General features: G+C 61.8%; 15 protein-coding genes and 11 pseudogenes. 10 read left to right on the top strand and 16 right to left on the bottom strand.

The genetic code is table 11. The annotated features are described in order from the left end of the window. Positions 1-159: 159 nt before the first annotated feature. A pseudogene (locus tag ACRY_RS01350) lies at positions 160-1,209 on the bottom strand (IS110 family transposase). Between the two features lie 72 nt (positions 1,210-1,281). Here ACRY_RS01350 and ACRY_RS01345 point away from each other — a divergent pair. Beyond that, a pseudogene (locus ACRY_RS01345) lies at positions 1,282-2,043 on the top strand (IS3 family transposase); the annotation flags it as partial. A gap of 23 nt (positions 2,044-2,066) precedes the next feature. Here the strand turns inward: ACRY_RS01345 and ACRY_RS01340 are convergent. After that, positions 2,067-4,139: a recombinase family protein gene (locus tag ACRY_RS01340; RefSeq protein WP_043508908.1), complete on the bottom strand. Its 2,073-nt coding sequence runs from the start codon at positions 4,137-4,139 to the stop codon at positions 2,067-2,069. Further along, positions 4,129-4,323: a hypothetical protein gene (locus tag ACRY_RS01335; RefSeq protein ID WP_043508907.1), complete on the bottom strand. Its 195-nt coding sequence runs from the start codon at positions 4,321-4,323 to the stop codon at positions 4,129-4,131. Before ACRY_RS01335 ends, ACRY_RS01340 begins: the two co-directional genes overlap by 11 nt. Before the next feature lie 345 nt (positions 4,324-4,668). Between ACRY_RS01335 and ACRY_RS20535 the strand changes: the two are divergent. Further along, positions 4,669-4,809: pseudogene (locus ACRY_RS20535) on the top strand (integrase core domain-containing protein); the annotation flags it as partial. A gap of 73 nt (positions 4,810-4,882) precedes the next feature. Here ACRY_RS20535 and ACRY_RS01330 read toward each other — a convergent pair. Continuing rightward, positions 4,883-5,960, bottom strand: a pseudogene (locus ACRY_RS01330) (IS5 family transposase). A gap of 339 nt (positions 5,961-6,299) precedes the next feature. Between ACRY_RS01330 and ACRY_RS01325 the strand changes: the two are divergent. The 3 genes and pseudogenes from ACRY_RS01325 to ACRY_RS01315 form a co-directional block, all read left to right on the top strand. Beyond that, a pseudogene (locus ACRY_RS01325) lies at positions 6,300-6,827 on the top strand (transposase); the annotation flags it as partial. A 968-nt stretch (positions 6,828-7,795) separates the two neighbouring features. Then, positions 7,796-9,019, top strand: a complete 1,224-nt coding sequence (locus ACRY_RS01320) for an IS256 family transposase (protein ID WP_011930658.1) — start codon at positions 7,796-7,798, stop codon at positions 9,017-9,019. Positions 9,020-9,059: 40 nt separating this feature from the next. Then, positions 9,060-9,476, top strand: a pseudogene (locus ACRY_RS01315) (IS1634 family transposase); the annotation flags it as partial. Between the two features lie 211 nt (positions 9,477-9,687). On the opposite strand, the gene ACRY_RS01310 reads toward ACRY_RS01315, so the two are convergent. Then, positions 9,688-10,554: a MipA/OmpV family protein gene (locus ACRY_RS01310; protein ID WP_011930660.1), complete on the bottom strand. Its 867-nt coding sequence runs from the start codon at positions 10,552-10,554 to the stop codon at positions 9,688-9,690. A 590-nt stretch (positions 10,555-11,144) separates the two neighbouring features. Here ACRY_RS01310 and ACRY_RS01305 point away from each other — a divergent pair. The 3 genes and pseudogenes from ACRY_RS01305 to ACRY_RS18545 form a co-directional block, all read left to right on the top strand. Next, positions 11,145-12,773: an FMN-binding glutamate synthase family protein gene (locus tag ACRY_RS01305; protein WP_011930661.1), complete on the top strand. Its 1,629-nt coding sequence runs from the start codon at positions 11,145-11,147 to the stop codon at positions 12,771-12,773. A gap of 13 nt (positions 12,774-12,786) precedes the next feature. Next, positions 12,787-14,502, top strand: coding sequence for a ubiquinone-dependent pyruvate dehydrogenase (locus ACRY_RS01300; protein WP_011930662.1), 1,716 nt, complete (start codon positions 12,787-12,789; stop codon positions 14,500-14,502). Between the two features lie 169 nt (positions 14,503-14,671). Further along, a pseudogene (locus tag ACRY_RS18545) lies at positions 14,672-14,920 on the top strand (GDP-mannose 4,6-dehydratase); the annotation flags it as partial. A gap of 456 nt (positions 14,921-15,376) precedes the next feature. Here ACRY_RS18545 and ACRY_RS01290 read toward each other — a convergent pair. Continuing rightward, positions 15,377-15,760 carry a hypothetical protein gene (locus ACRY_RS01290; RefSeq protein ID WP_043508904.1) on the bottom strand — a complete coding sequence of 128 codons (384 nt, stop codon included), beginning with the start codon at positions 15,758-15,760 and terminating at the stop codon, positions 15,377-15,379. A 466-nt stretch (positions 15,761-16,226) separates the two neighbouring features. Here ACRY_RS01290 and ACRY_RS18540 point away from each other — a divergent pair, with 466 nt between their 5' ends. Then, positions 16,227-16,640 carry a WGR domain-containing protein gene (locus tag ACRY_RS18540; protein ID WP_231295208.1) on the top strand — a complete coding sequence of 138 codons (414 nt, stop codon included), beginning with the start codon at positions 16,227-16,229 and terminating at the stop codon, positions 16,638-16,640. Between the two features lie 587 nt (positions 16,641-17,227). Here the strand turns inward: ACRY_RS18540 and ACRY_RS01280 are convergent. The 5 genes and pseudogenes from ACRY_RS01280 to ACRY_RS19850 form a co-directional block, all read right to left on the bottom strand. Further along, complete coding sequence (locus ACRY_RS01280; RefSeq protein ID WP_011930665.1) at positions 17,228-18,907, bottom strand: IS1634 family transposase; 1,680 nt, start codon at positions 18,905-18,907, stop codon at positions 17,228-17,230. A gap of 275 nt (positions 18,908-19,182) precedes the next feature. Beyond that, positions 19,183-19,776, bottom strand: a complete 594-nt coding sequence (locus tag ACRY_RS01275; RefSeq protein ID WP_081432826.1) for a DUF2867 domain-containing protein — start codon at positions 19,774-19,776, stop codon at positions 19,183-19,185. A 205-nt stretch (positions 19,777-19,981) separates the two neighbouring features. Then, positions 19,982-20,374 carry a TetR family transcriptional regulator gene (locus ACRY_RS01270; protein ID WP_011930667.1) on the bottom strand — a complete coding sequence of 131 codons (393 nt, stop codon included), beginning with the start codon at positions 20,372-20,374 and terminating at the stop codon, positions 19,982-19,984. Positions 20,375-20,584: 210 nt separating this feature from the next. After that, positions 20,585-23,029, bottom strand: coding sequence for a phosphoketolase (locus ACRY_RS01265; RefSeq protein WP_043508901.1), 2,445 nt, complete (start codon positions 23,027-23,029; stop codon positions 20,585-20,587). Between the two features lie 155 nt (positions 23,030-23,184). Next, a pseudogene (locus ACRY_RS19850) lies at positions 23,185-23,321 on the bottom strand (IS5/IS1182 family transposase); the annotation flags it as partial. Between the two features lie 75 nt (positions 23,322-23,396). Between ACRY_RS19850 and ACRY_RS18530 the strand changes: the two are divergent. After that, a pseudogene (locus ACRY_RS18530) lies at positions 23,397-23,583 on the top strand (IS110 family transposase); the annotation flags it as partial. A gap of 35 nt (positions 23,584-23,618) precedes the next feature. Here the strand turns inward: ACRY_RS18530 and ACRY_RS01260 are convergent. From ACRY_RS01260 to ACRY_RS01245, 5 genes and pseudogenes are all read right to left on the bottom strand, one after another. Further along, a pseudogene (locus tag ACRY_RS01260) lies at positions 23,619-23,862 on the bottom strand (IS3 family transposase); the annotation flags it as partial. Between the two features lie 166 nt (positions 23,863-24,028). Beyond that, a pseudogene (locus ACRY_RS01255) lies at positions 24,029-24,307 on the bottom strand (ATP-binding protein); the annotation flags it as partial. After that, entirely contained in the window at positions 24,283-24,438 is a 156-nt protein-coding gene (locus ACRY_RS19460) for a hypothetical protein (RefSeq protein WP_155856303.1), read from the bottom strand. The pseudogene ACRY_RS01255 and the gene ACRY_RS19460, both read right to left, overlap by 25 nt. Positions 24,439-24,447: 9 nt before the next feature. Beyond that, positions 24,448-25,596: a type II toxin-antitoxin system HipA family toxin gene (locus ACRY_RS01250; protein WP_011930671.1), complete on the bottom strand. Its 1,149-nt coding sequence runs from the start codon at positions 25,594-25,596 to the stop codon at positions 24,448-24,450. Continuing rightward, positions 25,593-25,859, bottom strand: a complete 267-nt coding sequence (locus ACRY_RS01245) for a helix-turn-helix domain-containing protein (RefSeq protein ID WP_011930672.1) — start codon at positions 25,857-25,859, stop codon at positions 25,593-25,595. Before ACRY_RS01245 ends, ACRY_RS01250 begins: the two co-directional genes overlap by 4 nt. Positions 25,860-25,912: the final 53 nt, after the last annotated feature.

Genomic DNA, 25,912 nt, shown 5'->3' with positions numbered 1-25,912 from the left:
AGATCCGCGCGATCCGGTCCTCATAAAATTCACGGCATCAAGCGCGCCATTTTTTGAAGCAGGTTCCCGAAGCGCCGGTCGACTGTCAGGCCATCTTCATTCCACCACCCGCAAACATCATGACCGGCGATCAAGTTAGCGAGATCATTAGCCGGCTAATCATGCCATCCCTGATGCGGACTTGGCATCAAACGTGCCGCCGTTTCTCAGTACCGCCCAAGCGATCCGCGCCAGCTTGTTGGCCAGTGCGACAACCACTGCATTCTTGTGGACCCGAGCGGTGAGCCCGCGCAGCTAGCCGCCGAGCGGCGTTGAGCTGGTCAACAGACTGGGAAGAGCGGCGCGAGCACCATGGATCAGCAGCTTGCGCAGATACTTGTTGCCGCGCTTGCTGATCCCGACCAGCCGCGGTCGGCCTCCTGTCGTGATCTGCCGCGGCACCAGACCAAGCCAGGCAGCAAGATCGCGGCCCCGGCTGAACGTCTCACCGTTGCCGATCGCGGCAATCAGCGCGGTCGCGTTCATCACGCCGATCCCGGGAATGCTGATCAGCCGGCGTGCCGCTTCGTCCTCGCGCGTGCGAGCGACAAATTCGTCCTCAAAAGCGGTGATCCGCCGATCCAGCTCACGCCATTCGGCCCGCATGTCGGCAATCAGCGCCCGCAGCCGCGGCGTCAATGTCGCCGGTGGCTCGGCTTCATCGCCATCGAACATCTCGATCAGGGACCGCTCGAGCTTGCTCCGCCCCTGCGGCACCGTAACCCCGCGCTCCAACAGGATCGCTCGCAGCTGGTTGATCAGCGCCGTCCGTTCACCGACCAGCCGGTCACGCGCCCGATGCAGGGTCTGCATGTCAAGCTGCTCCTCCGTTTTCATGGACACAAAACGCATCGTCGGCCGTGTTGCCGCCTCCGCAATCGCCTCGGCATCGCGATCATCGTTCTTCTGCGCCTTCACATAAGGGCGCACGTATTCCGGCGACATCAGCCGGACGTCGTGTCCCTGCGCCGCGAGAAGACGGGCAAGATGATGAGCGCCGCAGCACGCCTCCATCGCTATCACGCAAGGCGGCAACTCCTTCGTGAACGTCACCACGGTCTCCGGTCGCATCCGCCGCCGTTTGATCACCGCACCAGTCCCATCCAGTCCCGCAAGGCTGCAGCTGTTCTTGCCCAGATCAATCCCTAAAACCGCGATCTCTGTCTTCATTGCCTGCCTCCCTTTCTTCCGTTGGCCCCCGGCAGATTACTCTACAAGGGGGAAAGGGGCGGGCCATTCCATAAAATTCTAGCGCCCAGCCATAAGCGGGAGGCGGTAGCTCATCTTCAGAGCCTGTTCGAGGTGAGCCAACGCCGGGCCTGCGATGCGCTGGGCGTGGATCGGACCACGGTGCGGTATCAAAGCCGCCGCCCGGATGATGCGGAGGCTCGCGAACGCATTCGCGTGCTTGCGGGCGAGCGCCGTCGATTTGGCTATCGGCGCCTGCACTGGCTGCTCAGCCGCGAAGGAATTTCCATGAACCACAAGAAGTTTCGGCGCCTTTACCGCGAAGAACGCCTTCAGGTTCGCCGTCGCGGCGGGCGAAAGCGGGCCTTGGGCACACGATCTCCGATGACCATTCCGCAGGGCTGCAATCAGCGCTGGTCGCTGGATTTCGTCTCCGACGCCCTGACATGTGGGCGCAGGTTTCGCATCTTCGCCGTCGTGGACGATTTCAGCCGCGAATGCGTTCGCTTGATCGCCGACACGTCAATTTCGGGCGCCCGGCTGGCACGCGAGTTGGATATGGCGATCACTGAGCGCGGGGCGCGCCCGCTCATGGTGGTCAGCGACGACGGCACTGAGCTCACCAGCATGTCGATCCTGCGCTGGTCGAAAGAGCGGAACGTGGAATGGCATTACATCGCGCCCGGCAAGCCCCAGCAAAACGGGTTCGTCGAGAGCTTCAACGCCCGGCTCCGGGACGAGTGTCTGAACGAGACCTTGTTCACGAGCCTGCCTCAAGCGAGGTCCGTGCTGGCCGCCTGGCGTCACGACTACAATCCTGTTTCATAAGACCCATTTGTCTATGTTGTTGAGAGGGATAGGTTTTTCTGATCGGGGTGTGATCCCGCGGGGTGTTTGGGGTTCTGCCGTGCGCGATGAGTGATCTGCGCGGCGGCTGGCTTGGCGAGTTCGGACCGGCGGAAGATCCACGGGCCGTCGGGCAAAGGGTGGTCGCCCTCGATCACTCCGGCCTCGGCGGCGAGCCTGAGGGTCTTGGGCGCCACGCCAAGGAGGCGTGCGGCATCGGTAAGGTTGAGCTGAGGTTCGATGCCGTCGGGCGCGGGGCGGAAGACCTGGATCTTGTGATGCGAACGGAGGGCTGTGACCCGCTCGCGGGTCCAGCGGTTGCCATGGCCGGTCAGCAGGCGGTTCCGATTGAGGATGCCAGCAATCAGGTCGTCGGAGGCGATGAGCGCGAGATGGCGCACCGCGGCGATGATCTCGGAGGCCGTGCTGTTGCGCTGTCCGCGGCGCCGCGTCGGCAGGCGAAGCTCTGTGTGGGCACCGCCAATCCAGTGGACCAGCAGAACGATCTCGGAGGCTGTGTCATCGATATCGGCAACCACTTCATGGATGACGGTGCGGACGATACGCTTCTTGAGCCGGGAATCCGTTGTCGGCGCCGCCCAGACCGCCCGAAGGTTCGTACCAAGCCTGGCGGCGTCGAGCACCGCCAGGGAAGACGAATTTGGGGCGGCGGCATCGTGCTCGGCAATCCTTGCCTCGACCTCGGCGGCCTGCGCGAGGGCGCGGTTCCATCGCGTCTCCAGCTCCGCGGCAACAAGCCGGTTCGCAGGATCAGCGGCGTCATATTGCCGGAATGCCCGATCGGCCTGGTAGCGGGCCGCTTCGAGATCGCGCACCAGAGCCTCGCGCACCTGGTCTCGCCGGCCGGCAGCTTGCGCCTCTGCGGCGGCGGCGGCGGCGATGGCGCCGGGTTCCACGACCCGCAGCAATGCCTCCTCGATGGCGTCGTCGACCCGCAGGCCGCCGAAAGCGATGCAGCGCGGCTCGCCATTGTCGAGCAGGCCCCGCCAGCAGGAATAGCGGGGGATATTGTGATTGGTCCCAGTATAACGGACCGTCAGCTTGCGGCCACAGCGCCGGCAACGCAGCAGGCCGGCCAGCAAAGCATCGCCATGCTTGGGCGCTCCGTGATGCCGGCTCGCAGGGATGTTGTCGCTGACCATCGTGCGGATCGCCTCTGCCCGTTCCCAACTAACATAGCCTTCATGCGCCCCTGGCTTCAGCGCCAGCCAGTCGCCGCGCCGCTTGCGACGACTGCTGGATCGCGGAACGATCGCGTCGTGCCGCGGCGTCACGCGAGTCTTACCATAGGCGTAGGCGCCGCCGTAGACCGGGTTCTCGATCATGCGGTGGATGGTGGCGTAGGTCGGCCTGCGCCAGACCACATCGCCATTGGCGCGTCGGGCCGGCAGATCCAGACTGTGCTCCAGGAACCAGAGCAGAGCCTGTCGGGCGCTGCCGAGCTCAGCCACCTTGTCGAAGACGAGAGTAATGGCCTCCTGCACGCGGCGATCGGGGTCCTTCTCCAGCCTGTCGCCGGCCTTCATGAAGCCGACCGGGGCAGCGACGAGCAACTCGCCGCGGCGGGCCTTCTCGTATCGGGCCGACAGCGAGCGCTGCCGCAGAAGATCGAGCTCGTACTCGTTGAGGCTGCCCTTCAGGCCGAGAAGCAAACGGTCGTTGCTCTGGCGTGGCGCATAGACCGTCTCCTGGTCGATCAGGACGGTGTCGACGACCCGGCACATCTCGATCAACTGCTGCCAGTCGCGGCTGTTGCGGGCGAAGCGGGAGACCTCGCGCGCCGCAACTGCACCGACTTTCCCCAGGCAAACCTCGGCCACCATCCGGTCGAAGCCGGCCCGTGTAACGCCGCCCGCCGCCGAGCGGCCAAGATCATCGTCGATGGTCTCGATGGAGGACCAGCCGAGCACCGTGAGCCGGTCGCGCATCGCATATTGCAGGGCGCTGCTCTCGCGGTTGTGCAGCACCTGATGCGCCGAGGATTGCCGCACATAGAGGAGCGCTTTGCGCTCCAGATGATGCGGTCCGATCTTCTCATGCATCATGTCCCGCGTCCTTCCGTTGGCGGGCCGCGTCGATGGCGTGGTCGAGGATCAAGCGGGCCATCAACTCGGTCAGCGTCAGCCGCACCTCGTCGGGCAAGCTCTGCCATTGCGGCGTCGGGAACCGCTCGGGATCCGATGGCGGGTCGAAGAGGTCGGGTTGCTGGGGTGTCGGTCGGCGCGGCATGGGTGTCTCCGGGAATCGCCTTTGGGGACTCCGATGCTGCGCCCGAATGTCTCGATCCCGATGACCCCCCACAAACCTCCGCCGCGTCGCTCAGCAATGCCGCCAAGGCTGCCAACGCCGCAGCCGACGCGATTGGGACAGGCCGGAGCCGCCAGGACTGACTGATGGCCCGGTCGAACATCCACGCCGGAACCTCCAGCCGCCGTTCGGAACCAATGCCCGTCAGGCTACAGCGAAACGCCGCCCAGCCGGCCTTCTCGATGACCTCGTGAACATGCACCTGTCGACCCGTCCAAGGGTGCCAACGATAGAGAAGTTCACGCTCTTCCGTCCTGTGGGCGTGCTGCGATCGAGTTGTATAATCATCACCGCCCCCATTCGAGCCTGGGCAACAAAACCCCGGCAGAGGTGGACACCCGTATTTACCCTTGCGGATTGAGCGGTTTGTTGGATCTGAATCTTGATGCGGCGCTCTGGGCCGTTTGAAGGGCCTTATTTGACCGTCGGCGTGGGTCGCGGAGGCCGCGATCGGGGCCGCAATCCCGAGGTCTGGACGGATTCATCCCATGGCTCGGCCGCGTTCATGGAAGATGAGCCGGTCGAAGTTGTAGGCGATATTGGCCAGGATGAGTTTCGCCTCGGCCCGCGCGATGCCGATGGTGCGGATGAACAGGCCGAACCTGTTCTTCTGGTGGGCGAAGACGTGTTCGACATGGGCACGGATCGACGATTTCGCGGCATTGGCCCGCGCGATATTGTGCGGCATCGGCTTGCCCGCCGGCTTGCGCCTGTGGATGCGGCTGACCAGCATCCTTGAAGCCAGCCATTTCTCATTCTTCTGCGAGCGATAGGCACTGTCGGCCCAGACCTCCGAGGAGGTGTTGTCCGTCGTCACCAACCGCGGCAGCACCCGGCCATCCGCATGGGATGCCGACGTCACCGCACTCTCCCGGATGAAGCCGAAGCGTCGGTCGATCGCGATGTGGGATTTGTAGCCGAACACCGGCAGCGCAATCTGGGGCAGTGGCGTGCCGTCCGGCCGATACCGGATCTTGCCGCCGATCTTGAGCGTCCACCGCGTCCGTGTCTTTTTGCGCTGCCTTGTGGGGCTCGTCCGGCCAGATCTCACGCGCTGTCTTGCCGGCCTTGATCGCTTCCTTCTCTGCGTCCGTGTTCCGCTGCTTCGGCGCCGGCACCAGCGACGCATCGACGATCTGGCCCGACATCGGGATGTAGCCCTTCTTCTGCAACTGCCAGTCGAACGCCTTCATCACCCGCTTCAGCGTGCCGGTCTCGGTCAGTTTGTTACGGAACAGCCGGATCGTGTTCTCATCCGGCGTCGGCCCGCCAAGATCAAAGCGCAGGAAGCGCATCCAGGACAGGCGGTCCCGGATCATGAACTCCATCCTGGCATCGCTCAGATTGTGCTGGGCCTGAAGGATCAGCGCCTTGAACATCGAAACAGGGTCGAAGGGCGGGCGGCCACCCCTGGCTCCGTCGCCATAGCCCAGCCCTTCAACCAGCCAGCCACGGAAATGCTCGAAATCGACCGTCGCTTCCAGAACCTCCAGCGGGTCCCCGGTCTTGCTCAGACGCTCAAGATGCTCCGAAAGCCCGAACAGCGACCACGCCTCCATCCACACGCCTCCAATTCACGACCGCCTCAGTGAATCACGAATTCAACAACACTCACAGGGTTAATGCGGGTGTCCAGGTGGCGGGAAAAATCATCGGCGCGCCGGGTTGGGGGTTAACCCCCAACCCGGCTGTTGCACCTACGCCCAATCGTGGGCATCACTTGGGGATGAGACTCTACTCGTGAATGGCGGGAACTTGGGGCTCAGACCAGCACACGCGCGCCGATCCTGTTCGAGACGCGGCTCAATGCCCGCTGGTCGCTTGACTTCGTGCACGACCAGTTCGCCTGCAGCTGTCGGTTCCGCGTGCTGAACATCGTCGAGCGCCGGGTCATGACCAGCACCACGGCGCGCGCGCAACAGGCTCCGGGAGAGAAAATCCGGCGGTTCAAAGAGTTCAATGATGGCGCAGCAAGCTGGGACCGCGTCGAGCGGATCATCGCCCGCGTCGAGGCCTGGCCGCTGGGGGGCGATACCCGCTTCATCGTCACCAGCCTGAAGGCTGGTTCCCCGCGCACCCTGTATCAAGAGATCTACTGCGCGCGCGGCCAGGCCGAGAACCATATCAAGGCGTGGAAGACCAATCTTGCGGCCGACCGGACCTCGTGCTCGCGGGCCAGCGCCAACCAGATGCGCCTGTTTCTGCATATCGGCGCCTACTGGCTGATGTGGAGTTTTCGCTCCCTGATGCCGCGTCGGTCGCGCTGGCGTGGTATCCAGTTCAATACCCTGCACCTGCGCCTGATCAAACTCGCCGTCCGCCTCGAAACCCTGAAACGCTCGATCCGCATGCATCTGCCGCGCTCAATGCCGGACCAGGCAATCCTCGGCTATGCCCCGGCCAGACTGCCCAGGCTGGTCAGCTGATCCCAGGGGCGTTTGCCCCGTCCGGTCCCGATCTCTGCCACATCCAACGCCAACACATCGTAGAGCCCACCAAAAACAGCCAGGTTCGGCCGGTAAGCCATCACGCCCGCACGATGTCAGGTTGCACAGCACGCCTGAGAAAAATCAGAGGAAATGCGCTCGCGAATAGTCCCGGTTAGTGCCGGGCAAACTGCCCATAAATGACATGATAAGAAGATATCTTGGATTATGGTGAATTATCAACATGATAGGGGCGTTACAGCGCGATAAAACCGACAACATTGAATGCTGTAAATCACCAATAATCCACCAAAAATTACCCAATATTTAACATGGGAATAGAGGCTGCCAGCCGTTCTGAGCCAGCAGCACTTTCGCAATAGCGTCATGCGATAAATCACCAATATTGGTGAAATATCGGCATAAAACAGGATTCAATGTGGGTTCAAATTGTCCTGCCGGACTAACGACATACAGAACAACACTATCTGTCGAAACTAGACGCAGTAACGGGGGTAAGGAGTGGTGAGGAATGGGTGGCGGAAGAGGTGGTGGGTTGGGTGGAAATGGGGTTGGTGTTGGTAGTGGGGTAAGCGGTGGTGTTGGAGCGGGGGTGGCGGGCGAGCGGGGTGGTGGGAAAGCGGCGGTGTTGGAGCGGGGTGGCGGGCGAGCGGGGTGGTGGGAAAACGGCGGTGTTGGAGCGGGGGTGGCGGGCGAGCGGGGTGGTGGGAAAGCGGCGGTGTTGGAGCGGGGTGGCGGGCGAGCGGGATGGTGGGAAAACGGCGGTGTTGGAGCGGGGGTGGCGGATGAGATCGCCGGGTGGCGGGCAAGCGGCTGGTCGGGCGCGGATGACGGATGAGATCGCCGGGTCGCGGGCAAGCGACGGTGGTCGGGCGCGGATGACGGATGAGAGGCAGTGTCCTGAATTTCGTGTGTGAGTGGCATAGCGGGTAGAAAGGAAGACCCATATGGCACGACGGACGGCACCGGCGATCCCGGACGATTTGCTGGACCAGCTTCTGGCTGGTGGTGACGCGGCGGCAGCGCTGAATTCTGGAGACCTGGTGAACGCGCTGAAGAAAGCCCTGGCGGAGCGGGTCTTGAGCGCGGAGATGGATTACCATCTGAGTGACGAAGCGGAGGCGGAGAACAGCCGCAACGGCTACGGCCGCAAGTCGGTGTTGACCGGCACGGGAAAGATCGAGATCGCGATCCCGCGAGACCGTGCGGGTAGCTTCGATCCGCAACTGATCGCCAAATACCAGCGCCGGTTTCCGGGCTTCGATGACAAGATCATCTCGATGTATGCGCGGGGGATGCGCATCCGGGAGATCGCGGAACATCTGCGCGAGATTTACGGCATGGATGCCTCGGCGGAACTGATCAGCACGATCACGGATGCCGTGCTGGACGAGGTGACGGCCTGGCAGCAGCGGCCGCTGGATCCGGTCTATCCGCTGGTATTCTTCGATGCCATCAGGGAGAAGATCCGCGACGAGGGCGTGGTCCGCAACAAGGCGATCCATATCGCGCTGGGGGTTATGGCCGACGGGACGAAGGTCGAACTCGGGATGTGGATCGAGCAGAACGAAGGCGCCAAATTCTGGCTGCGCGTGATGAACGAGCTGAAGAACCGCGGCGTCGAGGACATCCTGCTGGCGGTGGTCGATGGCCTCAAGGGGTTCCCGGAGGCGATCACGGCCGTCTTTCCCGAGACGATCGTGCAGACCTGCATCGTCCATCTGCTCCGGAATTCGATGGATTTCGTGTCCTACAAGGACCGCAAGGCGGTCGCCACCGCCCTCAAGGACATCTACCGGGCCGTTGATGCCAGGGCCGCCGAGGCCGCTTTCGCCGCCTTCGAGGCCGGTCCATGGGGCCAGAAATACCCCGCCATCGGCCAGAGCTGGCGCCGGGTATGGCAGGAAGTCATCCCTTTCTTCGGCTTTCCGGGCGACGTTCGTCGGATCATTTATACAACGAACGCCATAGAAGCTTTGAATTCCAAGCTGCGCCGTGCCATCCGCGCGCGCGGCCATTTCCCCAGCGATGAGGCCGCGGCCAGGCTGCTCTATCTGATCCTGAACCGATCCGAAAAAGAGTGGGTGATGCCACCTCGAGAATGGGCTATGGCAAAGGCTCAGTTCGCCGTCATCTTCGGCGACCGCTTTGTAAGGGCCCTGGCGGCCTGATGTTCAACCGCCGCCCATACACGGAATTCCTGACACTGCCGAGGCCCGCTTCGATGGCCTCAGCGTGCTCAGGACCAACGCAAGGGTCACGCCCCTGCAGGCCGTGATCCGGTATCGCGACCTGCTCGAGGTCGAGGCCCTGTTCCGCGCCGCCAAGGCCAGCTTCGATACAAGGCCGATCTTTCACCAGGCTGACGCCGCGATCCGCGGCCACGTTTTCTGTTCCTTCCTGGCCCTGACACTCGCCAAGGAACTGAACCGCCTGTGCGGCGCCAGGGGCTTCCAGCCCGAATGGCAGAAGTTGCTGAACGATCTCGACAGGCTCCAGCAGGCAACCATCGAAAAGGGCGGCAAGGTCATCACCACGAGGACCCACGTCACCGGCCAGGTCGGCAATGTCTTCAAGGCCGCCAGCATCGCGCTGCCCCACAACATCAGCGAACACCCCGCAGACTGAAGCCGCGGCCGCGCGCCGCCGACCCAACACCCCAAAAATGTAGTGGCAGCACCCGCTCACGGGCAAATAAACTATTGATATCGCCAGCCTTTATAAAACCCACTGTCCAAGTGGGGCCAGAATACTTCCGACATCTTCCAAGCCCTCCGAGGAGACTTGAATCAAAACCACCGTGGTCATGGCAATAGGTACGGAACCTAGGGAGCGTCGATCAGAACTTGTACAGCGCCGAAAGGGAGACGACGCCTTCGTTTACGGTCTGCGTGATCGGGCTCTTCGCCGCGCTGCCGAGCAGCCGCTCATAGGCTGCGTTGAGGTTGATGATGACATGCGGGGTGACGAAATAATTTGCCGATATCCCAATGCCCGCCGAGCGGAAGCCGCCATGGGCGTGGTAATAATGGTATTTCGAGCTTGCTGCTTGGGCGTGGCTGACGCCGAAATAGGTGTTCATGTAGCGCGCGTCGGCCAGGGTGACGGTGGGGCCGAGGAACCATGAAAATGTTTTCGAGCTGCCGGGCATCGGCATGTAGGCGCCGACATCACCGATATAGCCAAAGGATGCGCCGAATTGCTTACGGATGTCGACGCGGATGGTCAGCGGAAAGCCCTCCGTGAGTACCGTAGTCGCGAAAACCTTGAGCTCTGGCGCCGGATGGATGGTCCCGAGACCGTTCAGCGCCTCGCCGTCGACATGGGGGGAGCGGCCGAGATCGTAGGAAATCGCGGTGCCGAAGCTGATATGGCGGAAGCTGAATAGGTTCACGCCCAGCCCCTCCCCGGTGGAGAGGAAGAAGCGATTCTTGTAGCGGATATCGATGCCGGGGCCGCCCTGGATCCGGTAGCGATTAAGGCCGGGCGCGGCGGGGGCGAACTGTGTGCCCAGCCCGAGCTCGACCTGCCAGGTCGGGATTTTCGGCTCGAACAGGCGCTGGAGTTGGATGCCCGAGGAGTATTGCCATTCGGCGAGTGGCGAAGGCGTCTGCGCCCTCGCGGGGGTGGCACTGCATGTGACGGCAAAGGGAGCAAGGAGCCAGATAGGTTTCCGGGAACCGAGTAATTCTGAAAACCTGTTCATATGTTCTCCGCCTAGTTGTTGTCACAGGCCGAAGACATGGCGTTATGAATTATGCAATGCAATGACGAAAATCAATTTTCTGTGGAGTTTTACCCTGCGTGCGGCACCGGTTTTTGCGCCTATGCAACAAAACGAAAGCCACGTCATATTTATAATTGAGGCTCTATCATAAATAATTGTTATTGAACTGTTTTGATTGATTTTCTGATGTCCGGACCCTGAAATTTGTTGCTGAATTTCAAGGATGAGCAGGCCGCCAAACAACCGATTTCACTAATGTCTGGGTTCGGTGCCACACAGCTACCTGAACGAGCGGTTCCATATCGATGTCAGATCGTCCGGCTATGGAGTCTCGTTTAGCTCCGCAATCACTATCCCGCCCTTCTTCGGCGTCTATATGAATTTGCTGGCGCATATCATGGCGCTGCGAGCTATTCCGACCGTCCTGTCTTTCGTCCGTGCCATCACGTTTTCGGCAGCCTGCCAGATATCATGCCCCGACGCCGCGATGAGACCGGTCAATCCGCACCGCGCAACTTGAACGGGGACGACCGTCTTCCAATCCTTAATCCTAGACTCGGAAAGAATTCATGCTTGATCTGTTGAAGAGGGCGATCATTCCGCTGGCGGCGCTCGTACTGTCGGTGATCCTGTTGGTGAAATCGTGGATCTGGTTGGGCCTGCTGTGCCTCGCCATAGTCGCGCTCGGCATCCACGACTTCACGCAGCGCCGCTGGACGATAACGCGGAACTTCCCAGTTGCCGGTCGCATCCGCTGGCTGTTCTACCAGCTTCGCCCTTACCTACGTGCGTACATTGTCGAGGACGATCTGCACGGCACGCCGTATTCGTTCGAGGCGCGCAACCTCGTCCATCTACGGGCTCGGGGAGAAACCGATACCCACCCGTTCGGGACAGAGCGCGATGTCGGCGCCAAGGAACATCACTGGATCAGTCATTCGATCGCTCCAGAGTCCGAGCCAGACGAAAGTCCGAGGGTCCTGGTTGGTAACGAGCAGTGCAACCGCCCCTATTCCGCATCCGTCCTCAATATCAGCGCGATGAGCTTCGGCGCGCTGTCGGCGAACGCGGTGCGCGCTCTCAATCTCGGTGCAAAGCGTGGCGGCTTCTATCATGATACAGGCGAAGGCGGCCTCTCGGATTATCACCTCGAGCATGGCGGCGATCTGGTCTGGGAACTTGGCTCGGGCTATTTCGGCGCGCGCGATGCGAATGGCTGCTTCGATCCTGAAAAATTCCGCGATACCGCCGCGCATGACGCGGTGAAGATGACCGAGATCAAGTTGAGCCAAGGTGCGAAACCCGGCCATGGCGGCCTGCTGCCCGCCGCCAAGGTGACCTCAGAAATCGCTCGCGTGCGCCAGGTTCCCGAACATAAGGACTGCCTCTCGCCGCGCGGGCACTCGGCGTTCTCGACACCGATCGAAATGATGGAATTCGTCGCCCTCATGCGCGAGCTCTCGGGCGGCAAGCCGGTCGGCCTGAAGCTCTGCATCGGCCAGCCGCACGAGCCCTTTGCGATGGTGAAGGCGATGCTCGAAACCGGGATCAGGCCCGATTTCATCGTGGTCGACGGCGCCGAGGGCGGCACCGGCGCCGCCCCGCTGGAACTGTCGGACTGGGTGGGGATGCCGCTGCTCGAGGGACTGGTGCTGATGCGCAACGCGCTGGTGGGCGCCGGGCTGAAGGACGAGGTCCGGCTGGCTGCCAGCGGCAAGGTCTATTCCGGCATGGGCCTCGCCCGGAACATCTCCCTCGGTGCCGACTGGTGCAACGCTGCCCGCGCCTTCATGTTCTCTATCGGCTGCATCCAGGCCCAGCGCTGCCATCTCGGGACCTGCCCGACCGGCGTGACCAGCCAGAGCCCGGGACGCCAGCGCGGGCTGATCCCAGAGGTGCAGGGCGAACGCGCGGCCCGCTTCCACGCCCACACACTGAAGGCTCTGTCGGAAATCGTTGCGTCCGTCGGGTTCAAGCACCCGACCGATCTGCAGCCGCATCACATCATGCACCGCATCGGCCCCGAAAAGGCCGCACCGATCGACGAGATCCACACCTTCCTGCCGAAAGGCATCCTGCGCGATGCCCCGGACGAGACGATCTACGCGGACTGGTGGCGCGCGGCGCGGGCAGACAGTTTCCGCCCCGCCATCGACCTGATCAGGATCCGTGCCTCGGCGCGCGGCACGGCACACTAACCCGGGAGATTTCATGGCCAGCACCGTAGCGGAAATCATCGTCGATACGCTTTGCCAAGCCGGCGCCCGCCGCTGCTGGGGCATCGTCGGCGACACGATCAATCATTTCACCGATGCCGTCCGGAAATCGGACCTCCGCTGGGTCCATGTCCGCCACGAGGAAGCCGGCGCCCTCGCCGCCGGCGGCGAGGGCTACTTGACCGGCGAGCTCGCCGTCTGCGCTGGCACGTGCGGGCCCGGCAGCCTGCATTTCGTCAACGGCATCTTCGAATCCCACCGCAACGGCGCACCGGTCGTGCTGATCGCCTCCGACGTGGCCCGTGCCGAGGCGGGGCTGCGCTTTCCCCAGGAAGTTGACCAGCGGAAGATCTACGAACAGGCCAGCGTCTTCTGCGAATATGTGAGTCACCCGGACCAGGCGCGGCGGATCACGACGCTCGCGGCCCAGGCGGCGCTCACGCGGGGCGGGGTTGCCGTGGTGATCGTGAACGGCGACATGTTCACTGAAACGACGGATGACAGGCTTGAATGGCGAGTCCACCGGCCATCCTCCGTGCTGCGCCCGTCAGACGACGAGCTCGACGCCCTCGCCCGCGATCTCGACAGCGCGGCCCGCGTCACGATCTATGCCGGCATCGGCGCGCGCGGCGCGGCGGCCCGAGTCGTGCAGCTTGCCGGCCTACTGAAGGCGCCGATCGTCCATACCAGCCGCGCCAAGGAATTTATCGAGCCGAACAATCCGTTCAACATCGGCATGACCGGCATTCTCGGCAATCGCGCCGGCGTCGAAGCGATCGATGCGGCCGATATCATGCTCTGCCTCGGCACCGATTTCGCGTGGACGCAGTTCTATCCCGACGCCCGTTACGTGATCCAGATCGACAGCGACCCGACGCACCTCGGACGGCGCGCGCCGATCCGGACAGGGCTGGTCGGCGATGTCGGCGCGACGATCGAGGCCCTGCTGCCCCGGCTAAAGACGAGGAGCGACAGCGCTCATCTCGACAGGTCGCTTAAGCGCTGGGCCGCGGATCGCGAGGGTTACGCAAAATTGGCCTGCGCGCACGACGACGCGCTGATCCATCCGCAGACCGTCGCTCAGACGCTCGACACGCTGGCCGCGGACGACGCGATCTTCACCGCTGACGGCGGTTCCCCGATGGTATGGCTGCTCCGCCATGTCACCGCAAACGGCCGCCGTAGCTTCCTGACCAGCCTCCTGCATGGCACCATGGCGAACGCCTACCCGCAGGCGATGGGCATGGCGGCCGCCTTTCCAGGCCGCCAGGTCATCGCCATGTGCGGCGACGGCGGCATGACCATGCTGATGGGCGACCTGCTGACGCTGGTGCAGGAAAAGTTGCCAATCAAACTGCTGGTCTTCAACAATGGCTCGCTGGGTTTCGTCGAGATGGAGCAGAGGGTAGAAGGTCTAATCGATTCCTTCACGGAGTTGAAGAACCCGGATTTTGCGAAACTCGCGGAGGTTTGCGGCATCAGCGGCTGGCGCGTGGACACCGGCCCCGAGCTCGAGCCAGCGATGCGGCGCTGGCTGGCCGCCGAGGGCCCTGCCTTGCTTGATGTCCATGTGAACCGGGTCGAACTGGTCATGCCACCGAAAGTAGAGATCGGCCAGGTCGCCTCGACTGCCCTGTTCGGCGTAAGAGCGGTGCTCGACGGACGTTCGCGGGAAGTTGTTCAGCTACTGCGCGACAATTTTCTCCGCTGACAGATGGGCTGGCGCAGCTTGGAATTCGGGGGGGCTATGGTGTGGCGCAGATAATCCGCCGGACTTTACCGGTGAGGAAAAGAACTGGGTGACATCCTGCCGGACCCGACACCAGCTCTGGGCGACGGCGGGGTATTTCTGACCACATGGGCTGGCTTCGCAGGACGAACTGGGGCATCCGCGTCATCATCTGATCCGCGCCAACATCGCCGATGCCGCGGTGATGCGGACCGGCTTCGAGGCCCACCAACCCGACATCGTGATGCATCTCGCCGCCGAATCCCATGTCGACCGGACGATCGACGGGCCGCGCGATTTCATCGACACCAACATCACCGGCACCTTCGTCCTGATCGAGAAGAGCGTTGCCGTGATCGCCACGCGCGGTTGCGCGATGGCGCACCTGGTTACCGAGGAACGTGTGGCGGGGAAGGGGGGCTGCGCCTCGACAACGCATGAGCCCTGTACCCCGATCGAGTGCGGCTTCGCCTCGAGCCGGCGGCAGGCCGGGTGGTCTTTGTGCACGAGGAGGAATAGCGCCTTGCAAGGCTGGCGGCCGCGCTGCAAACGCGGCCTCCGTCCGGCCATGCTGCCACACCGCGCGACACCGTTCTGGCGCCCACCCCGATTGCGGAGACGGAGATACGGATGCCGGCCGCGCCATCAGCCATCGCAGCCGCCGATCGCTTGCCGGGACCTGATAGCGGCCGGCAAGCTGGACATTCCCGGCATCGGCCACTTTGCCGCCACCATCCACTCCAGTCGCGACAACCTGAGGGGCGAGCCCGAGGGCGTCCTGCTCGTCCATGGCTTCAGCGATGGTGCTTCATCCCGCCGCCTGGGCACCGCGGCCTCCAATTTCAGGACGTGGCACTCAGGCGATATCACTCGCGCCACCCGTCAGGCCGCCGGGCTTCGGTACTCTGGTCTTGACCAGGAGCTGGACGAGCGGCGGGCACGTGCCAAAGCCGCACAACAAAGCCGTATGGAGCGCCGGTGCGCCGCAATCTCGAGGATGGATCGCCGGCCAGTCCGGCTGCGCCTCGACGAGACGGCTGGGGCCGCCGATCGGATGAAACAGCAACGCCTCCAGCGCCGCGTCCGTCATCTCAGCCGCGAGCGGCCAGCTCAGCCCGGCATGCTCGACCGGCTTGAGATAATCGCTCGCCGTGCTCTGCCCGACGCCGAGGCTCGCGGCGATCTTCCGTGTCGACAATCCGCCGGCATGCAGCCGCTGCGCTTCTCTGATGTTCCGCATCGTAAGTCTCTTCATGGGGCAGCCCGCTCACCAAATTAGCGCTACGAAGTTCCATAAGATATATTCTGCGACTTCCATATTCGCATTGAATTTGTGAAATCTGAAGCCCGCAGCTCGAAGATGATTTTAAGCCGGCGAGCTTGCCAATACGGGCCACGTCCCTGATCCTCCGCCTATACGCGAGGCAGTTTCCCACACCTGCTGACGTAAAGCCCTGCAAAGTGCGTCTGCGTGGCTGGCGGTGCTATCTCGGTGGCGTAAGTTTTCAACACTGGTACGGCTTCGTGCCGACAGGCCGCGATCATCGGGCCGACAGTGAGGCCGTTCTCGAGCCGTCCGGCCGATGCCTTGGCCGGCCTCGGGTGACCCGGATCTCGCCATTAAATCTGGAGAGCGGATAGAATAAAATCCGTCTGCCGGTCGTTTACGGGATTCGCTTGAAAAGTGGTCGTGCTAGACTCTTTTCATGTCGATTTTGTCACGCCAGGAGATCCGGACGCAGCGGACACCATCTGCACCGGCCGTGCCACCGGTGGTCAAACGCCGCCCGCGCATGCCATCTGTACCCAGCCCTACCGCCGTTCAGCTTCCTTTGTTTCCCGACGTCGTTGACCTCGTGCGCATCCGGCCCGCGATGAATGAGCGCCGCTACTACAGAATCGAGGTTTTGACCGACCTGTTTGGTACAATCGGAATCCTGCGCTGTTGGGGGCGTATCGGCATCTCGTCGAGAAGCCGCTTCGATCCTGCGCCCGATCTCGGGACTGCTCTGGATCGCCTCGCCGATCTCGCTCGGGCGAAACGTGAGCGTGGTTATCAGGATCAGGTGGCCCGTCGCGCTATGCATATCGTTTCAAGAGATCCCGACTTTCCGGACTGATCAGCCAGATGCCAGGCCCGGCATGGCGCCAATCTCATGTGTGGCTGGCTGACGCACCCGGTTGCAGGCTAGGTTGGGCGCTTGAAGTGGCCGCGGGGGTCGCGTTGGGCAGGCAGACAGTCTGCTCTTGAGGGCAATCGCCGTCCACTCCGCCACCTCAGCTGGAGAACTAGGGCCGGCACGACTGTTGATTTCCGCAGAGACACGAGAGGGCAATTTTCCACACATGGCGTAATCGCGGGCGTTCTCCTGCCTTGGGGATGCTTTCTTTCTCTCGAAGCCGAAATTTTGGGAGCGGTATTGGCCAGTGCCGGGGCCGCAGTGCTGGCCAGGCTGCTGGTCTCCGACGATGTCGCGGCGGGGCGCATCGCTCTCGGAGGACCGCTGTCAGCGCCGCCAGCAGAACGCCGGGCACTGTAAAGCTCCCGCCGGCTTGTCGGGGCGAAGGTGCGCGCTTTCCCGGACGTCGTGGAGAAAACGTTCCCAGACCCCAGTTAAACAGCGGGTTTTCCTAAGCAATTGAAAAGGCGTGTGAAATCTGGCGTGCGCCGGAGCTGTGGCACTACAGGGCGGAATGCGCAGCCGGATCAGGTTACGGCTTGCTGGGGGGTCTGCAGACGGGGCGGCAGGGCGATGCGGGCGGCTTTGAAGGCTGTGGCCGCCGCAACGCCGGCTTCGGTGCGCAGCTGCCAGCGCTTGCCGTTCTGACTGATTTCGCCGTGCTGCAGTCTGTCGAGATCACGAAGGAGATCGGCCCATTCGACGCGCTTGCCGGCCCGGCGGAGTTTTTCGTCGAGCGCCTGGTGCAGGATCAGCGCGAGAAAAGAACAGAACACATGGCCGCGGATGGCGGCGGCGGAGGAATGGTAGATTGGCCGGGTGCGCATCGTCGCCTTCGCCACACGGAACAGCTGTTCGACATTCTGCAGGTCCCGGTAGCGGAGCACCGCCTGCAGCGGCGAGATCCTGGCATTGGAGCGCAGCACGAAGACGCCGTCGAAGCGGGCTTCCTCGGCGAGCTTGCCGGCGTCGATCTCGAACAGCTTGCTCTTGCGGCCGGGCTTTGCGTCGCTGACTGGGCGCAGGAAGCGGCGATAGGCGGAGTTGCCGATCAGCGCCTTGTCGCCTCGCGTCAGCTGACGATCGAGGGCGGCGACCACCTGGCGCCTGGTCTCGGCCTCTTCGATGGCCACCGCCTCGTTGCGGCAGACGATGTAATGCTTGCCCGCGACTTTGACCTCCTTGATGAAGAGCTGGGTCTCGTCGCCACCGGCGCGCTCGAGGCAGAGCGGGATGTAGGGGCGCTCATCGGCCAGCACCACCTCGCGGACGATGCGGTCGGTGCGTTCCCTTGCGCCGAGGACGTATTCCAGTCCGCGCTCCTCCAGCGCGGCGATCGTCGCGGCGCTGATCATGCCGCGATCGGCGACAACGCAGACCCGGGTGATGCCGAAGCGCGACCGCAGGCGGTCGATCACCGGCACCAGTACCGAGACATCGGCGGTGTTGCCCGGCCACATCTCGGTGCAGATCGGCCGGCCGTCCTGATCGATCACCACGCCCAGGATCATCTGCGCGAGCTGTGGGCGGTAATCCTTGGAGTGGCCCCGCGCGCCCAGCGTCTCGCCGTCGGCACCTTCGAAATACAGCGAGGTGGTGTCCATGAACACGACCGAGAGGTCGGTGAACAGATCATGCTGTCGGGCGAAGAGCCGCTCTTCCACCAGATCCTTCACCGTCCGCGGTGCAAAGGGCGTGGCATCCCCCTGTTCCTCGTCCGGCAGCTCTTCGCCGAGCCAGGCCATGGCGCGGTAGAGGTGATGCAGGCCGAGCTCCTCGGTGCCGGGAATGTCGTAATCCTCGAGCCATTTGTCGCAGGCGCGATCCGAGCCCGAGACCATGATCCGGTGGAGCACGGTGGCGAACACCGCGCGCTCGACCGGGAACTCGAACTGCCGCCCGGCCAGCAGCTCCTCGAACACCGCAGCGATCCCGCTCTCCTGCCACAGTCGGCCGAACAGCAATGGCGCGCCGAACCGGCGCATGCTCAGCGTGGTCGCCTCATTCTCGATGGCGGAGAGCAGCATCATCTGCTCGCAATGGCGGGCGCCGGAGGTGAGGAGCCTCGCGAGCTGGCCGCTTGCTTCGAGTTCGTCCATCCGGCCGATGGTCAGCCGCACAACCTGGCGGACCTTGCCATCGACCCGCTTGTTCTCGACGATCTGCAGGTAGCGACGGCCACCTGATGGTTTGATGCGGAAGAACATGACCCCGACTCCGGACACCACGCTACGGAGCCGATGCAAGCAAGATCAACACACAATCGCGCGATACGTGGCACTACGTTTTTGAAAACTCTTCAAACGGCTCCGAAAAAACCGTTATCTTCCAATCCTCTATCGTGCCATTACCGTATCGTTCCGGGTTCCACTGTTGAAGTCGGGCCAGACAGGGCATTTCTGCCGCCTGCGTGACGCGGGTGCGTCGGTTCCGACGCACATTCGGAAATAATCGCCGAGAAAATGCAACCGCCCCTGAAGGGTCAGCGTGCAAGAAAACGTTCGAGATTGCTGCGGACGACAAGGCGGTGGAACGGGGCGATCGTCATCAGATACACGCGGCCCGGCTGATTATGGCAGCGCACGGCCGTGGTCATGATAAGATCGCGCTTCCCCTCGTCCGTCGTGACCCGTATCAGGACCGAGGCTCTGAAATCGAGGTGCCGGTCGTCTTCCCCCAGCACAAGCTCCCGCTCCGAACGCGACAGGACCGGAAAGAACGCCACGGTCGCGAGACCTTCGGACTCGGCATCCTGCCGTATCCGCCGAGAGGACTTTACTCCACCCAACGAAACGATAGCGTCGCGGAGGCGGAGCAACGCCTGAAACCAGGCTGGTGGGTGTTCCAGCGCCTCGCGCGCTAAGGTGTCGATATCACTGGGAGCCCAATCGGAAAGCGTGATGGCATAGGCGTCGACCAGATCGGCACCGATAAACCAGTCCGCAATTGCGCTCTCAGAGGGAGGGCTGATGAGGTGTGCCTTCTTGCCAGGCGCTCGACGCAAGCCGGGCGCAGAAGGCAGATGCGAAGAAGATAGCACGGGAATCTCGCCAGGAATACTGAGGGCAGTGATCATATCAACTACACCCCTGCCCGACCGAGTTCTAACTCGGGCACACCGACGAGCGATGCCAGTATCTGCTAGATCGCGACAATTCTGGCCAGCCAACGCCATTGAACCGATGCCGAGCGTGCGACGGCCATTTTTCGATGTGGTTCCGCGACGAGTTTCGGGAACAGGTGGCTGCCACGCAGGCCCGTGCCCCCGGTGACAAGTACTCTCATTGTGATTGTACATTCGATTTGGATTTCAGGATGGACCGAAAGGCGCCCTGGCGCTTTTGCTCGAGGACGGCAGCGGTGGGCGTCGACAGCTTGCGGAGCGACGCGGTGCCACAAAGAAGCGATGCCGCTTTCGTCGACGTCCACATGATATCGGGAGCCGCATCGACTTTTTGCGTGAGGCTCCCTTCACCGGCAATTGCTGCAACACACGCAGTCAGGAGCGTGAAAGCCTCTTCAGCGGTAGGAATGTCGGCGCTGCCAATGTGATGGTAGAGTGTCGGTGCTGTCACCTTCGCGATCGCGCAGACATCGCGCGTCGAGAACTCTGGCTCGCCTTCCTCCTCCAGGACCTTCAAGGTTGCATTTGGCAGAGTGGCGCCGGCATTCATGCCGCATGAAATAGCATTGCTATACCTAAGTTTCTATAGCGACGCTATATTGCAGCTGAAGACTTGCGGAAGATCCGATGAGGCCAGCTATCAAGAGCCTTTAAACCGTTCCCGTAAGAACCAGACGCCCATAGGCGTTCGCCTCGGAATTGCCGCGATATCAACCGTGCGCCACTTTCGGGCAGCCGGAATCCCGAACACGGCACCCCATTAAGATCGTCCTTCGGAGTCTGCTTTCGGCCAAATCCAGTCGGAGATGTGTTTTGGATCGGTTCCGAATTCGTGAGCGTGCTGAACACAGGCTTGTCGCCGTTCCAGCAAGACCTCAAGTACATCGGAGGAGGAGTCACGGAAGCGTGGGATCCGGCTGATAGCGTCGATCGCCAGACTGAAGCGGTCAGTCCGATTGCGGATGGCGAGCTCGAGGGGTGTATCGATGTTGCCTTTTTCACCGTAACCGCAAACGTGGATGTTGTGTTGGGCGGGCCGGCGATAAGTCAGCCGGTGGATGAGCCACGGATAAGAATGAAAGTTGAAGATTACCGGCTTTGTCGCGGTGAACAGCTCCTCGAATTCACTGTCGGTCAGACCGTGTGGATGCTCCCAGTTCGGGACCAATCTGAACAAATCGACGCAATTTACAAACCTGATTTTGATGTCAGGTAGATGTGTACGCAGGAGGGCGGTCGCTGCCAGTGCCTCCACAGTCGGCACGTCACCGCAACTTGCCATCACGACATCTGGCTCTTGCCCGTGGTCGTTGCTTGCCCAATCCCAGATGCCCGCACCCTTGGCGCAATGGGCGATTGCGGCGTCCATGTTGAGATACTGGAGGTGTATCTGCTTGTCGGAGACGATGACATTGACATAATTCTGACTACGCAGACAGTGATCAGCCACAGATAACAGGCAGTTTGCATCCGGTGGCAGATAGATGCGAACAACATCTGGATTTTTGTTGGCCACGACATCAAGAAACCCAGGATCCTGATGGGTAAACCCGTTATGATCTTGCCGCCACACCAGTGCTGTGATTAGAATGTTGAGCGATGATATCGGCACTCGCCACGCTAGCTCGTTACATTTCTCGAGCCATTTGGCATGCTGGTTGAACATCGAGTCGATCACATGCACGAAGGGTTCGTAACTGTTGATCAGGCCGTGGCGCCCACTCAGCAGATAGCCTTCAAGCCAACCTTCGACGGTGTGCTCGCTGAGCATTTCCATGACCCGCCCAGCCACTGCAAGATTGCCTCCGTCCTCGTCTTCTGGAAAATGGGCGCCAAGCCAAGATTTCTTGCCGGCCGTATAGATCGAATCAAGCTTGTTCGACTGCGTCTCGTCGGGGCCAAATATGCGAAAATTATCATGATTTTCACGGATGATTTCACGCAGAAACGGACCGAGTGTCGGCACGTTGCCTGCTCTCCTCACTCCTGGATGATCAACATCAACTTGAAAGGAGCGAAAGTCAGGCAGATTGAGCGGACGCCGAATGGTCCCGCCATTGGCTGCTGGATTGGCGCTCATTCGCCGCAAACCCTTTGGGGCCAGTGCCCTCAACTCTGGAATGATCCGACCATCCCCGTCGAAGTGGATTTCCGGTCGATAACTGCGCATCCAGTCTTCCAGGAGCTTCAGATGGTCCGGATTACAGGGGACATCGGCTATCGGGATCTGATGGGCGCGCCAGGATCCTTCGAGGTAATGGTTGTCCACTAGCCGCGGCCCGGTCCAGCCCTTTGGGCTACGTAGCACGATGACCGGCCACCGTGGCCGGAATGCTTTGCCAGTCCGCCGCGCCTCGCCCTGCGCCGCGCGAATCTCGTGCACACAATGCTCCATTGTTGCCGCCATCGCCTGATGCATGCTGGCTCGATCGCTACCCTCGACGAAATAGGGGGTGTAGCCGTAGCCGACAAATAGCGCCTCCAGTTCCTCGTGGCTGATCCGAGCGAGGATCGTCGGATTGTTGATCTTGTATCCATTGAGATGTAGCACCGGCAGTACCGCTCCGTCTGTTATCGGGTTGAGGAACTTGTTGCCGTGCCAACTTGTCGCCAGGGGGCCGGTTTCCGCTTCACCATCACCGACCATTACCAGCGTGATCAGATCCGGATTGTCGAACACAGTGCCAAAGGCGTGCGATAGGCTGTAACCCAGTTCACCGCCTTCATGAATGCTTCCAGGTGTCTCGGGGGTCGCGTGGCTGCCAATTCCACCGGGAAACGAAAACTGGTTGAAGAAACGCCTCAGGCCGGCGAGATCTTCGCTGATCTCAGGATAAATCTCCGAATAGGTTCCTTCGAGATAGGCTTGCGACAGCACCGCCGGCGCTCCGTGCCCTGGTCCCGAAATATACATTGCGTCCAGGTCATATTTGCAGATCAGCCGATTGAAATGGATGTAAGTGAAACACTGCCCGGCGTCCGAGCCCCAATGGCCGAGCAGTCGCGCCTTCACGTGTTCGGGCTGGAGCGTTGTCCGTAACAGCGGATTGTCCCGCAGATACAGCATGCCGAGGCAGAGATAGAGACTGATATCCCAGTAGGCATCAAGTCTTTCGAGTTCGTCCGGGTTCAGTGGCGTACCGTGGATTGTCGCACGCGCCGGACCGTATGGCGAGATGGCCTCGATGTCGCCGTCCGTCAACATCGGATTTTTCAAGCGCATCGTTCTGAATCTCCCTTTGATTAAGTTAATATGACCTGAGGTGACCGGAACTTGTAGTCAAGGTGGGCCGAGGTAAACCTTGAAGTGAACAACATGATTCTGGTTGCTTCTTTTAGAGTCCATTTCGAATCGGATATTCAACGAGCGAGTAGTCTCAGCGGAGCACGCTGGAAGCGGCGTAGAGGAAGGCTTCAATGCTTACCGCGAAGTCTTTTGCCAGTAGCGTGTTAAGAGTCATCCACGCGAAGAGCCGCTCGACATGCGGCGATCGCGATCCGGCGGTTCGATCTGTCAAATTGGGTCGCGATGCGAGCGGGTTATCCGCTTGTTGGAGCTCAGGGAGGCAATCATGGCGCACTACGCAGGACTGGACGTTTCGGACAAAGACACCGCCATTCACGTTGTGGAGAATGGGAAGCTGGTCTGGCGGGGCAAGAGGGCCAGCGAGCCGGAGGTGCTTGCCGCGGGCCCTGCACCGGCATGCGCCCGAACTCGTCCGGGTCGGGCTCGAGATCAGACAGTTGGTGCCGTTGCTCTAACATTCGCTCAAGGATCTCGGTTTTCCGGTGATCTTGAGGGCGCGGGCTTCGCGGCGCAGGTCCTGCACCTCGCCGGTGGTCGCAGCACGGGCGGTGTCACCGGCCAGGCGCCGCTTGCCGGCTTCCATGAACTCTCCTTCGACCGGAGTAAGACAAGCTCTGGGCAATGCCTTCCTTGCGGCACTGCTCGGCAACACTGTCCTCGCCGCGCAGGCCATCCAGTACGATGCAGATTGTCAAACGGCACTGAATTGGGGCCCGGGATCGGCGTGGAATAGGGACCCACCTGTTGCTTGGTTTTGGGGCTTGTCCAGATAGCGAACAGGAGGGACCCGCGCGTGTTGCGGAGTGCCTTTGTGAGCGACGGAGCGACGCGCGCGGGAGGTTGCCTGTTTGCCCATCTGGGCAAGTCCCGGGGGTGGGGTCTGGGGAGGGAGTTTGATCAGGCGCGGTTTTTGAAGCGCCAGCTGTCGTTGCCGGTTTCGATGATTTCGCAGTGGTGCGTGAGGCGATCGAGGAGTGCGGTGGTCATCTTGGCATCGCCGAAGACGCTGGGCCACTCGCCGAAGGCGAGGTTGGTGGTGACGATGATCGAGGTGCGCTCGTAGAGGCGGCTGATAAGATGGAAGAGGAGCTGGCCGCCGGTCTGGGCGAAGGGGAGATAGCCGAGTTCGTCGAGGACGAGGAAGTAGAGCCTCATTGCGAAATCGGCGAGCCGTCCATGGTGCGGCCGAGCGCATCCGGCTCCGGGCGGGCTTCGTCCTCGGCATCCATATTGGCGATCACCGTCGCACAGCGACGTCGTATCGCTTTGGCTGCCACCCCGAGGATGAAATGATCTCCGGCCGGCATTGCCCGAACCTAATCAACCGCCTGATCGAGCATGGATGGAAGGGCCGTTGCCATCTGGATCACCCGCCGGACAACGGCGCCGGCGCTGAGACCTGATTCCTCCGCCATCCGACGCCAGTGCAAATGATTGATGTATTGGCCGCGGTTCTTGCCGCCGATGTCCTGAGGGAGATTCTGGGTAACCTCGGACCACGCATCGCCGGCCATCAGATCGTAAAGTGGCGAGAGCCGGGCACGCCCAGTCAACATGATCGAATAGTTCTTCGCATGGGAATCGACGTTCGTGATCAGCACGTTGAAGATAACCGCATCGAGAAGCCTGATCGTATCGCGCGCCGTCATGAAAGTCCTGACGGTCCGGAAGAGGTCGGCCAGTCCTGGCCCAAGGATACCCGTTCTGTTGTGCTGGTACTTCGACGCCGGAGGTAGCGACAGTGCCTGGCAGAAATCTTCCTGGTGTAGCCGGCGCCACACGCCGCCACGCTGGATCCGGTCATAGCGCTCAACCAGAAGATAGGAGCGCTTGCCGGCCTGGCCGGTGGTGACGTCGGCCACATCGAGCCCAACCCGTCGTGCCAGAACCATGCAGAGTGCCTCGTTCTGAACGCTGCCTGGCAGTCTTCGGTTGTTGGGCTTGATGATGTGGGTTGACGGCGCCCCGTTTAGCGGAAGCGCAATATCGTTGTCATTGAGAACGACGGGCAATTTCTCCTGCGCGCCGGGCAGGCTCATCGAGACGCCGTCATCTCCCGACAGCAACGGCCGGCGCGGTAAATCTTCGATGAGCCGCTCCAGCGCGTCCTGACCGGCGATCGTCATATAATGGCGCCCCTCGCGGCTGCGAGGCTGACCAATGCTCAACGCGCCCGCGGTGTCCCTGCCGACGACCATGAGGAGGCTGAGAATATCGCCGGTGGCTATTCCGGACCGCCTCGCGATCGTACTGATGGCATCGCCTTCTGGCAGCAGGTTTGCCAGCCATGGCATGATGACATGGTGCTCCACCGCTGGGCGGCCAAGCGGCATGGTGAGTGAGATCTGGAAGCTGCCTGTCCGTGACAGCCAGCTCTCGTCATAGGTGAAGCAAGAGCCCCTGGTGTCCGTATGGATCATACCAACCAGCAGGGTCTCATAGAAAACCGGCGTGTGGTCGCTCATAAGTCGACCTCAGGAAGGTCGAGCTCTTGCTCACCCCGCCGCTCTGTTGACGCGCCCCGCGCCCCAGTGTCGGCAAGCTCGATCCCCACGGCGTTGGCAGCGGCGAGTGCCTTGCCCAGCTGGCAGGTTGTCTTCCCGGCCTCGAGATCCACGATGAACCGCTCGCCGGAATTGATCGCCAGCGCCAACTGGCGCTGTGTCAGCCCCAGTGATTTCCTGCGTGCCTGGACCAGCGCACCAAAAGCTTGGGCGTCTTTGATCATTACATTAATCCGTCATACCGATCGGTAAGATAAATGACCTTGGAAGGGTGTTC

It is taken from the genome of Acidiphilium cryptum JF-5 (assembly GCF_000016725.1).
Lineage (GTDB): Bacteria > Pseudomonadota > Alphaproteobacteria > Acetobacterales > Acetobacteraceae > Acidiphilium > Acidiphilium multivorum.
The sequence above is the reverse complement of the archived record's forward strand: the minus strand, read 5'-3'. Positions and strand labels throughout refer to the sequence as shown.

Bases quoted from the DNA above. Each gene is read 5' to 3' on its own strand.
- ACRY_RS01310 (WP_011930660.1), bottom strand. From the start codon at position 10,554: ATGAACAGGTTTTCAGAATTACTCGGTTCCCGGAAACCTATCTGGCTC.
- ACRY_RS01250 (WP_011930671.1), bottom strand. From the start codon at position 25,596: ATGAGCGACCACACGCCGGTTTTCTATGAGACCCTGCTGGTTGGTATG.
- ACRY_RS01265 (WP_043508901.1), bottom strand. From the start codon at position 23,029: ATGTTGACGGACGGCGACATCGAGGCCATCTCGCCATACGGTCCGGCG.
- ACRY_RS01300 (WP_011930662.1), top strand. From the start codon at position 12,787: ATGGCCAGCACCGTAGCGGAAATCATCGTCGATACGCTTTGCCAAGCC.
- ACRY_RS01320 (WP_011930658.1), top strand. From the start codon at position 7,796: ATGGCACGACGGACGGCACCGGCGATCCCGGACGATTTGCTGGACCAG.
- ACRY_RS01290 (WP_043508904.1), bottom strand. From the start codon at position 15,760: ATGCGGAACATCAGAGAAGCGCAGCGGCTGCATGCCGGCGGATTGTCG.
- ACRY_RS01275 (WP_081432826.1), bottom strand. From the start codon at position 19,776: ATGATCACTGCCCTCAGTATTCCTGGCGAGATTCCCGTGCTATCTTCT.
- ACRY_RS01340 (WP_043508908.1), bottom strand. From the start codon at position 4,139: ATGATGCATGAGAAGATCGGACCGCATCATCTGGAGCGCAAAGCGCTC.
- ACRY_RS18540 (WP_231295208.1), top strand. From the start codon at position 16,227: ATGTCGATTTTGTCACGCCAGGAGATCCGGACGCAGCGGACACCATCT.
- ACRY_RS01245 (WP_011930672.1), bottom strand. From the start codon at position 25,859: ATGATCAAAGACGCCCAAGCTTTTGGTGCGCTGGTCCAGGCACGCAGG.
- ACRY_RS01335 (WP_043508907.1), bottom strand. From the start codon at position 4,323: ATGCCGCGCCGACCGACACCCCAGCAACCCGACCTCTTCGACCCGCCA.
- ACRY_RS01305 (WP_011930661.1), top strand. From the start codon at position 11,145: ATGCTTGATCTGTTGAAGAGGGCGATCATTCCGCTGGCGGCGCTCGTA.
- ACRY_RS19460 (WP_155856303.1), bottom strand. From the start codon at position 24,438: ATGCCGGCCGGAGATCATTTCATCCTCGGGGTGGCAGCCAAAGCGATA.
- ACRY_RS01280 (WP_011930665.1), bottom strand. From the start codon at position 18,907: ATGTTCTTCCGCATCAAACCATCAGGTGGCCGTCGCTACCTGCAGATC.
- ACRY_RS01270 (WP_011930667.1), bottom strand. From the start codon at position 20,374: ATGAATGCCGGCGCCACTCTGCCAAATGCAACCTTGAAGGTCCTGGAG.